The organism is Micromonospora sp. NPDC005979 (assembly GCF_040614415.1).
Taxonomy (GTDB): Bacteria; Actinomycetota; Actinomycetes; order Mycobacteriales; family Micromonosporaceae; genus Micromonospora.
Genome location: NZ_JBEXUR010000011.1, coordinates 177,140 through 188,682, shown reverse-complemented (window position 1 = coordinate 188,682; position 11,543 = coordinate 177,140). Strand labels below are relative to the sequence as shown.

Sequence of the window (11,543 nt, the reverse complement as noted above, 5' to 3'; positions counted from 1 at the left end):
CCTCACCGGAGGTGGTGCTGGGGGGAAGCGAGGATCGCCCGCGCGACGGCGGTGATGGCCCCGTTGAACGTGGCGTCGACCTTGGCGGTCGCCGCCACACCGGCCACGCCGAGGATCAGGTTCTTCTCCCGGGTGCTCAGCTTCTGGCCCACGAGCCGCAGGGACAGCGCGTCCACGTACGCCCCGGCGGTGGCCGGCGCCTTGACCAGCTTCTCCGGCGCGGTGTACGTGAAGACGGTGCGGTAACCGGCCACGATCTCGCCGGCCTCGTTCCAGCCGTTGACCATCGTGCCCGCCGAGGTCCACGCGACGTAGACGTCGGGGTAGCCGTCCGGGGTGGGCTGACCCATCGGGTACTGGCCCAGCTCGCGCAGCTTGTCGTGGATCTGCCGCAGGCCCCGGGCGAACGGGGTGCGCTTGTTGTCGCCGTTGTTGTTCTTCGGCGACGCCTCGGGCGAGACGCCCAGCGTGCGGTACGTGGCGACCAGGTACTCCATGGGCCGGCGGACCTTCTGGCCCACGGCCGCCCAGAACTCCGACGAGCTGAACAGCGTCATCAGCACCGGCTTGATCATGCCGTTGTTGCTGCTGTACGTCTTGGCCAGCCGGTCCACGAGGGACTTCGGCGGGGTGTCCGAGACGAAGCGGGTCGCCAGGCTCTGCGCCACGTACTTCGCGGTCGAGGGGTGCAGCGCGATGTAGGTGATGTACTTGTCGATCGCCGCGTCGACGGCGGCGATCTCCTTGGCCGTCGGGTTGTTGACGTCCTTGATGCTGAACGTGTTGGCGTGGGTGAAGCCGAGGATCTTCACCTTGCCCATGTAGTGCTGGTTGACGCGCAGGACGTACTGGCCCTTGTCGTCGACGGCACGGCCGGTCTGGAGCATGGCGGCCTGCCGGACGTCACCCTCCTTGTAGCCGCCGTCGACGCCGACCGAGTACAGCTCGAGGTTCTCCCGGGCGAGGTTCTCGTTGATGGCGTCCTTGCGGGAGTCCTTCTGGTTCAGGTAGATCAGCAGCGCGGGGTGCTTGTTCGCCGCCACCAGCATCTCGGGGTAGCTGCCCAGCGCGTGCTTGCGCACGACGTCCTTGTCGAACGAGGTGCGGTAGACCTCCCCGCCGTCGAAGTCGGCGGCGACGTGCAGGAAGTCGTTCCAGAAGTCGACCATCACCTCGAAGAGCTGTCGCTTCGACCAGATCTGCCGGGCCAGGGTGGCGTCGACCACCTCCCGCTCCGGCTGGGCGCCCATGTCGTTGAGCTTGTCCCGCTGGTCCCGCAGCTGCTGCACGGAGAGCGACTGGGTGGGCAGCTCGGAGAGCTTCAGCTCGGCCTTGCTCGGCTCGATCTTGTCCGGGTCGAGCTGCGCCCGGATCCACGCGTCGATGCCCTGCTTCTTGATGTCGGCGACCACCGCGGGCGTCGCCCCGAAGGTGGTCCGCCGGGCCAGGTGCAGGATCGGGTCCTTGGCGAGCACCGTCTTGACGGTCACCTCGGTCGCCGCGGCGGCCGCCGCCGGGCCGGAGAAGGTACGGCCACCGGCGGGCGCGTTCTTCTTCAGCGCCTCACCGGCGCGCGAGCCCATGTAGCTCTCGTTCTGCTCGGTGTAGGTACGCACCGTGCTGGGCTGCTGGCCGCTGGGGCGCGCGGCGGTCCCGTCGGTCACCGTGCTGCCGGTCGCGTCGGCCGCCGCCTCGTCACCGAAGAGGTCACGGAACTGCGGGGTCATGGCGAGCGCCGCGCCACCGGCCACGACGGCGGCGGTGCCACCGAGCGCGGCCATGGCCTTACGCCGGCCGACCTTGCGGCCCGGCTCGCTGTCGTCGTCCAGAGTGGGCAGTCCGGCGCCGGCCGGGGCGGACGGGGCGGGACGGCCGAGGCCCTCCGGGCCGACCCACTGCGGCCCACGCGGGGCGGGGGCGGGCTGCGCGTTGTACGCGTACCCGTCGACGTACTGCTCGCGCGGGTCGCCCTGCGCCGGGTAGCCGCCCTGGTAGGGGTGGGGCGAGTCGTATCCGTACGACGCGGACGCGGTGGGGTCGCCGTACGTGTCCGAGGTGTGGTGCTGGCGTCCGTCCCAGCCGCGGTCGTCCCGCGGTCGACGTGGTGGCACATTCTGGTCGGCCATGTACCAATCCCGATTTCTGATGAGCGCCGGAAAGCTGCGACCGGGCAGGTGCGGCAGGTGCGGCGACTGTTGCCTGAGGGGGTTGCTACGGCAAGGTAACCAAGCGCTCAGGTGCCTTCAAGGTGGGCCGAACACGCCCGTGAGGGCACTTAAGACAGCCCTCACCACGGCATTCAAGGTCGACGGGTCGACGCGGGCGGTTTCCAACCTTCCCAGCAGGGCGGACGCGCGCCAGCCGGGTACGGATCGGACCACGCGGCCGTACGCGCCACGTTCACCGCTGTTCACCACCACAGGCAAACTTAAGGTTCGGATAAGCCGTACGTGAGGTGCTCTCACGCTGGGGAAAAGTACGAGGAGCAGGAGCGTGAGCCGCCGTCGCAGCGGGTATGCCGCCGAACCGCTGAACGCGTGAGGGGAAGGCAGCGCCATGCTCAGCAAAGAGGATCAGCGCAGGTTCGACCAGATCACCCGTCAGCTCCGGGAGAGCGACCCGGCGTTCTTCGCCCGGCTCGACCATCGGGTCCGGGCCCGTCGGGGCCGTTATCTGATGTTGTTGACCATCGTGCTGTGGGCGTCGCTCCCGGCGATGGCCGTGTTCGCCGGCCGGCTGGCCGGCGCGATCTGCGCGGTGGTGCTGGTCGCCAACGCGGCGATCATGTGGCGGTTCCGCCGCCGCTGGACGTGACGGCTCACCCCGGTCCGAAGGCCCGGTACGCGCGGCGCAGCCGCTCCAGCAGGCCCGGCCCACCGATGGCCGGCGCCGGCGGACCGAGCTGGCGCAGCAGGAGGTCCGGCCCGGTCGCCAGTCGGGGTGGCCGGTCGGGCAGCGGCACGGGCGCCGTCCAGAAGCGGTCCACCGCCTCCGCGACGGGCGTGGCGGCCAGCCCGGCGAGCGCCCGGGACGCGCCGGTCGGTGGTAGCACGTCGACCGCCGACGGGCTGGTGTCCACGATGGAGGCCGGTGCGGGCGACGCCGTCGTGCCGGTCGCCTCGGCACGGCGGGCGCGCAGCCGGTCCAGCAGGTCCGCCCGGGATCGGCCACGCCAGTGCAGCAGCTCGAACGGATCCGCGTCGAACGCCTCGGCGAGCAGGTAGAACGTGGCCGCCAGGTGCTTGCACGGCACCGCGAAGTCGGGGCAGTTGCAGCGCTGCGTCAGCTCGTCGACGGCGGCGGGAAAGAGCGGGGCGCCCGCCGCGGCGAACAGCTCCTCCAACTCGTCGGGCAGGTCCCCGGCGAGCAGGCGGGCGCTGAAGAACGCCTGACCGGCCAGCTCGTCCTCGATCCGGGACCAGAGCGCCTCCGGGAACGCCGCCAGCGCGATCCAGACCTCGTACGGGCGGGGCCGGGAGCCCTGCACCTGGGCGGTGACACGGCCGGGCGTGACGTCGAGCCGGAGCACCTGACCGGCCCGCGCGTACGACCGGCCCCGGGTCAGCCGGGTGCCGAGCGCGAACGACTCCAGCACCTCCAGGAAGCGCCGGGACCACCAGGACCGTCCGATCGCGCCCCGGGTGCTGCGCGCCTTCAGCCCTCCGTCGACGCGGCGGGGGCGGCCGTAGTCGGAGAAGTCGGTGCTGTGCCTGATGGTTCGCTCGCTCCGCTCGCTCACTCCACCACCGCCCCGGCCTCCAGGGCGAACAGGTCCCGGAGCTGACCCGTGGACAGCTCGGTGATCCACTGCTCGCCGGTGCCGACCACCCGTTGGGCGAGGCTGCGCTTGTCGGCGATCAGCGCGGCCACCTTCTCCTCGACGGTGCCCGCGCAGACGAACTTGCGGACCTGCACGCGTCGCCGCTGCCCGATCCGGAACGCCCGGTCGGTGGCCTGGTCCTCCACCGCCGGGTTCCACCACCGGTCCACGTGAACCACGTGGTTGGCGGCGGTCAGGGTGAGGCCGGTGCCGCCCGCCTTGAGGGACAGCACGAACAGCGGTGGACCGTCGGCGGACTGGAAGCGCTGCACCAGGGCGTCCCGCTCGGCCTTGCCGAGCCCACCGTGCAGGAACAGCACCTCCCGGCCGAACCGCGCCGACAGGTGACCGCGCAGCATCGCCCCGAACTCGGCGTACTGGGTGAACAGCAGCGCCCGCTCCCCCGCCGCCAGCACCTCCTCCAGGATCTCGGTGAGCCGGGCCAGCTTGCCCGAACGTCCGTCCAGCGGGGAGCCGTCGCGCAGCAACTGGGCCGGATGGTTGCAGACCTGCTTGAGCCGGGTCATGGTGGCCAGCACCAGCCCTCGTCGCTCGATTCCGTCGCTGGTCTCGATCCGGGCGAGCATGTCGTCGACCACCACCTGGTAGAGGGCCGCCTGCTCCGCGGTGAGGTTGCAGACCACCTCCATCTCCAGCTTCTCCGGCAGGTCCGAGATGATCGACGAGTCGGTCTTGAGCCGGCGCAGCACGAACGGGCCGGTGATCCGGCGCAGCCGCTCGGCGGCCTCGGCGTCGCCGTTGCGCTCGATCGGCTCGGCGAACCGCTTGCGGAACGTCGCGGCCGGGCCGAGCAGCCCCGGATTGGCGAACTGCATGATCGACCAGAGGTCGGCGAGCCGGTTCTCCACGGGTGTGCCCGTCACCGCCACCCGCTGCCGGGCGGGCAGCGCGCGGACCGCCTCGGCCTGCCGGGTGGAGGCGTTCTTGATCGCCTGCGCCTCGTCCACCACCACCCGGTGCCAGTCGATGCCGGCCAGGTCAACGGCGTCGCGGGCGGCCACCGAGTAGGTGGTGAGGACCAGGTCCGCGCCGTGCGCGGCCGTGGTGAACTCCGCCCCTCGCGCGCGCTCCGCGCCATGGTGTACGTGCACCCGCAGCCCCGGCGTGAACTTCGCCGCCTCCCGCTGCCAGTTGCCGACCAGCGACATCGGACAGACCAGCAGCGTCGGTCCGGCGTCCGGCGGGTCTCCGGCGAGCAGCGCGAGCAGCTGCACGGTCTTGCCCAGCCCCATGTCGTCGGCCAGCACCCCGCCGAGCCCCAGCGACCGCAGGAAGGCCAGCCAGGCCAACCCCCGCTGCTGGTACGGCCGCAGCGTCCCGGCGAATCCCGGCGGCGGGTCGAGCGGGGTGAGCCGGTGTTCGACCGCCCCGGCCAGCAGGTCGCCCAGGGCGCCGTCGGCGCTCACCTCCAGCACCGGCAGCGCCCCGGTGTCCTCGCCGTCGGTGAGGCCCAGGCGCAGCAGGTCGGCGACGGTCAGCTCGCCGGCCGAGCGGAGCAGCCGCAGACCGGCGGCGAGCCGTCCCGGGTCCAGCTCCACCCACCGGCCGCGCAGCCGGACCAGCGGGGTCTTCAGCTCGGTCAGCGCCGCCAACTCCTCGGCCGACAGCGGCTGGTCGCCCAGCGCGATCTCCCAGCGGTAGTCGACGAGCGCGTCCAACCCGACGCCGGCCTCGGTGCCGGCGACCGTGCCGGGCGCGGTACGGCTGCGGGCGCGCAGCCGAGCGCCGAGCCGCGCCGACGGGCGCTGCCACCACGAGGGCAGCAGCACCCCGAAGCCGGCGGCGTGCAGCACCGGCGCACCTTCGCTGAGGAACCGGTGCGCGCCCTCGACGTCCAACTCCATCGCCTCGGGGGCGGCCGTGCGCAGCGCGGCGTCCAGGTCGGGCCAGAGCCGGCTGGCCCGGCCCAACTCGGCCAGCAGGGTCTCCTGCGGGCTGCCCGTACGGCCGGCCGGGTGCGCCCGCCAGACGTCGGCGGCGTCGACGTGCAGGCCCGGCTCGTCGGCGGCCTGCAACCCGAACTCCAACCGCCACCGCGCGGTCTCGGTCGGGGTGACGGGGGCGCTGTCCCCGGACGGGTGAGTGGCCAGGATCGGTTCGGTGACCTCGTCGGGGGCCGGCTCGACCAGCCGGAAGCTGGCCCGCACGGCCCCGCCGGCCGCGTCGCGCTGCCAGTCGTCCAGCTCGGTACGCAGCACGTCCAGCGCCGCCTCGTCGACGGCGAAGTCGCGGCGGGGCCCGGCCAGCGCGGCCAGCCAGGCCGGCGCCGGGCCAGCCGGGCGCACTCCCCGGGCCAGGGTGGTGGTCGCGAGAGCGGCCCGGGCGGCGGCGTCGGTGAGCCCGTCGAGCGCGTCCGCCACCAGCTCGGCGGCGGTCAGCTCGCCGTCGTCCGCGGCGTCGACGGCGGCGGCGCGGGCGGCCGGCGGTAGGGCCAGGGCCAGCGAGCGCGCCCAGCCGGCGTCGGTGCCGGTCAGCAGCGGACGCCACACCGCCCAGGCGACCACCCGGTCCGCCGTCGAGTGGGCCGTGCCGGCGACCGCCAGGTCGACGCCCGGCGGGCCGGCATCAGCCAGGGCGACATCAGCCAGGGCGGTCGTGTCGATCGGGGTGCTGACGCCGGGCAGGACACGGCCCCGGGCCACCAGGTCGGCGGCGAAGTCGGCCAGCTCGCCGAGGTGCCGCAGGGTCGCGCCGCACACCACGGGCAGGTCGTCCAGGGCGCGGAGCAGGGGCAGGGCGGCGTCTGGGGCGTACACCAGGGTGGGCACCCGCCACGCGGCGAGGGCGAGCCGGCTGCGGGCCGGGGGTGCGACGGTGGTGCGGATCAGCTCGGGCGAGTCGGTCGGCGTGCCCGCCCGGGTGGGCAGGGTGAGCAGCGCGGTGGCCGGGCGGGCCGGCGCGGCGGCGTCGGCGAGGGCCGCGACCAGGTCGGCGTGCCCGGCGGCGAACGGATGCGGGCGCTCCCGGGGAGGGCGGCCGGAGCGCGCGACGGCTACCGGCGCCGCACTGTCCTCGGCCCACACGGCGAGCCCGGAGCCGGGCAGCCACAGCCCGTGGATGACCAGCACGTACTCCCCCTCGTCGCCGCCCGCGCCCAGGATAGGCGGCCCCGCGCGGAAAGCTCGCGCCGATCTTGCACTTTGTGTCGTCGACATGCGTGGTATTGCCCCTTGTGCCGGGACAGAAAGTGCAAGATCGCGAGGCCGAGGGCTAGCGTCGCGTCGTGGTCGATCTCCTGGTTCTGGGCGGGTTGGGGATGGATGTGCGGGTTCGGGTGCCCGCGCTTCCGCTGCCGGCCGCCGACTCGCACACCGTCGAGCCGATCGAGCTGCGGATCGGCAACACCGGAGCCGGGGTGGCGTTGGCCGCTCGGGCGCTGGGGTTGCGGGTGCGGGTGGTCGACACCCTCGGCGCGGATCCGGCCGGCGACGTGGTGCGCACTGCGCTGACCCGCGCCGGGGTGCCGGCGGCGCTGGCCGAGGACCGGGGCGGCACCCGGCGATCGGTGAACCTGGTGGACCCGGGCGGTGCACGCACCTCCCTCTACGACCCGCGCCCGTGGCGGGGCGGCGGCCCGCCGTTCTCGACGACGGAGGTGGCCGAGCTGGTGGCCGACGCCCGGCACGTCCACCTCTCGATCATGGACTGGACGGTGCCGTTGCTGCCCACCGTGCGGGCCGCGCTCGCGCCGGGCGTGTCGCTCTCCACCGACCTGCACGACTGGGACGGCGCCAACCCCTACCACCGGCCGTTCGCCGAGGTCGCCGACCTGGTCCTGGTCAGCGGCGTACGGCTGGCCGACCGGGCCGGGACGCTCGCCGAGGCGCTGACGCCCCGGACCGTGGTCGTGACCCGGGGCGCGGACGGCGCGGAACTGTTCCCCGGCGACGGCACGCGGGTGCCGGTGCCGGCCGCCGCAGCGCCCGCGCCGGTGGTGGACAGCAACGGGGCGGGCGACGCCTTCGCCGCGGGACTGATCGCCGGGCGACTGCGGGGCGAGCCGCTGACGGAGGCGGCCCGGTACGCGGCACGCGTCGCCGCGGCGGCCTGCACCCACGACGGCATGGAATACCCGTCGGGCCTGCTACCTCTCCGATGAACGGCCGGGCTCAGAGCGCTCCGGTCGACCCGTCGGTCAGTTCACGCAGGATGTCGGCGTGGCCGGCGTGCCGGGCGGTCTCCTCGATGAGGTGGACCAGGATCCAGCGCACCGACACCTCACCGAGCTGTGGGTGCGGCACCACGTGGTCGAGGTCGAAACGGCCGACGACCGCCCGGGACCGGTCACAGGCCCGCTCGTACGCCTCGACGAGCCCGTCGACCGTGTCCCGCTCGTCGAGGGTGAAGCTCGCTACCGCGTCCTGCTCCGAGCGGAGGTAGACGTCGCCGGGCTCGGGGGCCAGCAGCACCGGGAACCAGTTCCGCTCGACCAGGGTCAGGTGCTTGACCAGCCCGGCGAGCGTGGTCGCGGTGGGCACCAGCCGGCGGGCGGCCTCGTCGTCGGACAGACCCCGCACCTTGCGCACCACCATCGCCCGGTGGAAGTCGAGGAACGACTCCAGGACGGCGCGCTCGTCGCCGACGCGGGCGAGCACCGGGCCGAGCGTCGGATCGATGGTCTGCTCTGCCATCCGCCGACACTAACCACGCGGCAGGCTTCGCGCTGCCCCGCATCCCGCTGCGAGGTGGCCGCACGACGGGCAGGATGGGCGCATGGCTTCATCCGTGCAGATTCTTCTCGTCGGCGGCGCGGCGGACGGGCAGACCGTGACCGTCGAGCTGGACACCAACGGCCGCCCGCCGCTCACCCACCACCACCTCGGGTCCGGTGGGCTGGCCGAGGCGCAGATCTACGAGTTGGAATCCGCCCGCGAGGAGGCCCGCGAGTGGCGCTACCGCTGGACCGGCCCGGCGGTGTGAGCGTCGGTCAGGCCCGGGTGAGGGTCTGGCTGCGCAGTTGGTCCAGCACGCCACGGGTGACCTCGGAGGTGCCCTGGGCCTGCTCACAGACCTCGGCGACCCGGCGGGCGGTGGCCTCGGCGCGCTGCTCGCGTTCGTCCCACAGACGGTCGACCTCGGCCAGCAGCGGCCCCTCCACCTCCCGTTCCACGCCCCGCAGCGCCGGCACACCGAGCCGTTGGGCCAGGTCGAAGACCTTTCCGGCGTACGGCAGCGGCAGGAACGGCGTACCCACCATCGCCGCGAAGATCAGGAAGTGCAGGCGCATGCCGACGGCCAGGTCGAAGTGGCGCATCAGCCCGAGCACCTGCTCCGGCGAGTAGTTGCCGTGCAGGATCCGCCCCCGATCCGCGGCGACCATGTGCGACAGCACCCCGTGCGAGTGCCGGATGTCGTCGCGTTCCATCGGCACGAACAGCACGTACGCGTCGATGCGGTGCACCAGGAAGTCACCGATCTGGGCCAGCAGCCGGTGGTAGCCGTCGACGTCGAGTCGTTCGGCGGCGCGTCCCGGCTCCCGGACGCTGATCCCGACCAGCCTCTTGCCGACCGGCACCCCCTCCTCGCTGAGCAGGTGCGCGGGGAATTCGGCCGGCTGCAACAGGAACGCCGGATCGGCGGTGACCGTGATCGGGTTGAGCAGTCCGGCCTCCTCCAGGACCATCCGGGACTCCTGGTCCCGGACGGTCACCTGGGTGGCGCCGGCCAACGTCTCGCGGACCATGCCGGTGTCGACGGCGTCGCTGAGCGGTCCGACCCCCACCGCGTACGTGATCAGCGGCAGGCCGCGTTCCTGGGCGACCCGGACGACCCGCAGGTAGCGGCGGGCCTCCCGGTCGTAGAGAATCCCGCCACCGCCCAGGATCAGCAGATCGAGCTGGGCCAGCACCAACGCCGAGTCGGTACGGCTGACGCCCTCCCACGGCACCGCCTCGACGTCCGGATGCGCGGCCCGGGTGTGTTCCGGGTGGCGGGAGAAGACGATGATCCGGGCGTTCGGCTCCTGCGTGCGCAGATCGGTGAGCAGGCCGGTGAGGATCGCCTCGTCGCCGAGGTTCCGGCCACCGTACGAGCCGAGCACACCGATGGTCAGTCCGGCGCCGTGCGTCATCTCCTCGCTCCTCCCCAGGTGCGGTCCGCGCGGGTTTCCCGCTGGGCAGGTGAACAGTCCCGGTTCAGCTCGGTGGGTCGATCCGCTTCGCCATCTGCTGCGCGGTGACCTCGAAGCCCAGGCTGCGGTAGAGGCCGATCGCCACGGTGTTCGTGCCGAAGACGTTCAACCCCAGCTCGGGTACGCCCAGTTCGGCCAGTTCGGCCTCGACGAGCTGGATCATCCGCCGTGCGTGTCCGCGTCCCCGGTGCGCCGGATGTACCTCGATGTTGTAGATCCAGGCCTGTCGGGTCTCGGCGCTCGCCGGCAGGTTGACCCAGATCCAACCGACCTCGGTGTCGTCGACCCGCCCCACCCGCAACAGTGCCCGCTCGGTGGCCGCGCCCGCCGGCAGCAGCTCCCGGAGCTGCTCGTCCGACCGCTCCCGGGCCGCCTCCGGGGTCAGGCCGCGGTGCGCGACGAGATCCTCGGCGTACCCGACCTCCAGGGGTTCCCGCAGCCGCACCAACTCCTGCTCGGTCATCGGCGTCAACGTCAACTCCACCGGGGGCCTCTCCTTCGTCGTCCGGTCCGGCGCGTAGTGCAGCAGAACCAGGCGGGACATCGCCACCGGGATACCGACCACCGGGCCCTGACCCGCGAAAGCGCCGCAGGGAAATGGGTTGTTCGTCGGAAGCGGTCGGGCGCACCGTGGCGGGATGCAGGGAACAGCGACGCGGATCGGTTGGGGTGATCTGCCGGCGACGGTACGGTCCGCGGTCGAGGAGATCATCGGCGACCGGGTGGTCGAGGCGGTCTCCCAGTCGGGTGGTTACTCGCCGGGCACCGCCGACCGGGTCCGTACCGCGACCGGCCGGCGGGCGTTCGTGAAGGCGGTCAACCCGGCGTTGAACCCGGACAGTCCGGTCATGCACCGCGCCGAAGCCCGTGTCGCCGGCGCGCTCCCGGCGACCGCGCCGACGCCCCGCCTGCTGGGTTGCCACGACGACGGCGACTGGGTGGCGCTGGTCTTCTCCGACGTGGACGGCCGACACCCGGCCACCCCGTGGCGGGCCGACGAGCTGACCCGGGTCATGGACGCCCTGGAGGCGATGGCCGTCGCGCTCACCCCGAGCCCCGTCGCACACGTGCCGACCGCCGCCGAGCTGCTTGCGGACGACTTCGCGGGCTGGCACCGGATCGCCGCCGACCCGCCGCCACGACTCGATCCGTGGGCCCGCGCCCACCTGGACGAGCTGCGCGCGGCCGCCGACGAGGGCGTCGCCGCGCTCGCCGGGGACACGCTCTGCCACGTCGACGTACGGGCCGACAACCTGCTGTTCGACGCCGCCGGCACGGTGACTGTGGTCGACTGGCCGTGGGCCTGCCGGGGGCCCGCCTGGCTGGACACGGCGCTGCTGCTGGTGAACGTCCGGCTGCACGGCGGGCACGACACCGAGGCGATGCTGCGCCGGCTGCCGCTCACCGCCGACGTCGACCCGGCCGCGATCACCGGCGTGTACGCCGGGCTGGCCGGCTTCCTGGCCGACCGCGCCCGCCGTCCCCCACCGCCCGGCATCCCCACCCTGCGGGCGTTCCAGCAGGCCCAGGCCGACGCCCTGCTGCCCTGGCTGACAGCCCGCCTCGGCTGAC

10 protein-coding genes are annotated in these 11,543 nt (G+C 73.3%); 4 read left to right on the top strand and 6 right to left on the bottom strand.

Going from position 1 to position 11,543, the window contains the following annotated elements; genetic code table 11:
- Positions 1-2: 2 nt before the first annotated feature.
- A complete protein-coding gene (locus ABZ272_RS19980) occupies positions 3-2,126 on the bottom strand; it encodes a DUF1800 family protein (protein WP_355051436.1) in 2,124 nt (707 codons plus the stop codon).
- 430 nt (positions 2,127-2,556) lie between these two features.
- Here ABZ272_RS19980 and ABZ272_RS19975 point away from each other — a divergent pair, with 430 nt between their 5' ends.
- Complete coding sequence (locus tag ABZ272_RS19975) at positions 2,557-2,814, top strand: DUF3040 domain-containing protein (protein ID WP_234586377.1); 258 nt, start codon at positions 2,557-2,559, stop codon at positions 2,812-2,814.
- A 4-nt stretch (positions 2,815-2,818) separates the two neighbouring features.
- Here the strand turns inward: ABZ272_RS19975 and ABZ272_RS19970 are convergent, their stop codons facing one another.
- Together ABZ272_RS19970 and ABZ272_RS19965 are read right to left on the bottom strand one after the other, a co-directional pair.
- Positions 2,819-3,739, bottom strand: coding sequence for an SWIM zinc finger family protein (locus tag ABZ272_RS19970; protein WP_355051435.1), 921 nt, complete (start codon positions 3,737-3,739; stop codon positions 2,819-2,821).
- On the bottom strand, positions 3,736-6,909 hold the full coding sequence (locus ABZ272_RS19965; RefSeq protein ID WP_355051434.1) for a DEAD/DEAH box helicase: 3,174 nt from the start codon (positions 6,907-6,909) through the stop codon (positions 3,736-3,738). Before ABZ272_RS19965 ends, ABZ272_RS19970 begins: the two co-directional genes overlap by 4 nt.
- 155 nt (positions 6,910-7,064) lie before the next feature.
- Here ABZ272_RS19965 and ABZ272_RS19960 point away from each other — a divergent pair, with 155 nt between their 5' ends.
- Positions 7,065-7,940 carry a PfkB family carbohydrate kinase gene (locus ABZ272_RS19960; RefSeq protein ID WP_355051433.1) on the top strand — a complete coding sequence of 292 codons (876 nt, stop codon included), beginning with the start codon at positions 7,065-7,067 and terminating at the stop codon, positions 7,938-7,940.
- A 10-nt stretch (positions 7,941-7,950) separates the two neighbouring features.
- Here ABZ272_RS19960 and ABZ272_RS19955 read toward each other — a convergent pair whose 3' ends face one another.
- The gene (locus tag ABZ272_RS19955; protein ID WP_355051432.1) at positions 7,951-8,472 is read right to left on the bottom strand and encodes a DinB family protein; all 522 of its coding nucleotides are present in this window, start codon (positions 8,470-8,472) and stop codon (positions 7,951-7,953) included.
- Positions 8,473-8,554: 82 nt separating this feature from the next.
- On the opposite strand from ABZ272_RS19955, the gene ABZ272_RS19950 reads away from it, so the two are divergent.
- Positions 8,555-8,761, top strand: coding sequence for a hypothetical protein (locus ABZ272_RS19950; RefSeq protein ID WP_355051431.1), 207 nt, complete (start codon positions 8,555-8,557; stop codon positions 8,759-8,761).
- 7 nt (positions 8,762-8,768) lie between these two features.
- Here the strand turns inward: ABZ272_RS19950 and ABZ272_RS19945 are convergent, their stop codons facing one another.
- Together ABZ272_RS19945 and ABZ272_RS19940 are read right to left on the bottom strand one after the other, a co-directional pair.
- Positions 8,769-9,911, bottom strand: a complete 1,143-nt coding sequence (locus ABZ272_RS19945; protein ID WP_355051430.1) for a polysaccharide pyruvyl transferase family protein — start codon at positions 9,909-9,911, stop codon at positions 8,769-8,771.
- A 64-nt stretch (positions 9,912-9,975) separates the two neighbouring features.
- Positions 9,976-10,515 carry a GNAT family N-acetyltransferase gene (locus ABZ272_RS19940; RefSeq protein WP_355051429.1) on the bottom strand — a complete coding sequence of 180 codons (540 nt, stop codon included), beginning with the start codon at positions 10,513-10,515 and terminating at the stop codon, positions 9,976-9,978.
- Positions 10,516-10,609: 94 nt separating this feature from the next.
- Between ABZ272_RS19940 and ABZ272_RS19935 the strand changes: the two genes are divergently transcribed.
- Entirely contained in the window at positions 10,610-11,542 is a 933-nt protein-coding gene (locus ABZ272_RS19935) for a phosphotransferase (RefSeq protein WP_355051428.1), read from the top strand.
- Position 11,543 lies beyond the last annotated feature (1 nt).